Source organism: Hydrogenophaga sp. OTU3427, from assembly GCF_038440225.1.
Taxonomy (GTDB): domain Bacteria; phylum Pseudomonadota; class Gammaproteobacteria; order Burkholderiales; family Burkholderiaceae_C; genus Hydrogenophaga.
The window spans coordinates 1-431 of record NZ_JASATI010000130.1 but is presented as its reverse complement, the minus strand read 5'-3'; the positions used below and the strand labels follow the sequence as shown (position 1 = coordinate 431).

Genomic DNA, 431 nt, shown 5'->3' with positions numbered 1-431 from the left:
GTGGGTGCCCACCATACCGCCGCCCAGGATCTTGCCGTGGCCATGCGCCTCGGGGCTGTCGTCGAACAGCAGCTTGGTCACGCCCTCGTCTCGGCCGTTGGCAATCGCGCGGCCCGAAGCCGTCCACGGGAACAGCCCCTTCTTGACCTTGATGCCCTGCGCCTTGGCCTGGTCTTCGGTCAGGCCCACCCAGGCCACCTCGGGATCGGTGTAGGCCACGCTGGGGATCACGCGGGCGTTGAAGGCGGCTGAAGCCAGCTCCTTGTTGCCCTGCAGTTCACCGGCGATGACCTCGGCCGCCACGTGCGCCTCGTGCACCGCCTTGTGCGCCAGCATGGGCTGGCCCACGATGTCGCCGATGGCGAAGATGTGCGGCACGTTGGTGCGCATCTGGATGTCGACGTTGATGAAGCCCCGGTCGGTCACGGCCA

1 protein-coding gene is annotated in these 431 nt (G+C 67.7%); it reads right to left on the bottom strand.

Translation table 11 applies throughout. The features are described 5' to 3' along the window. The coding region (locus AAHB17_RS24600) for an FAD-dependent oxidoreductase (protein ID WP_342133692.1) at positions 1-431 on the bottom strand (431 nt) is incomplete at both ends.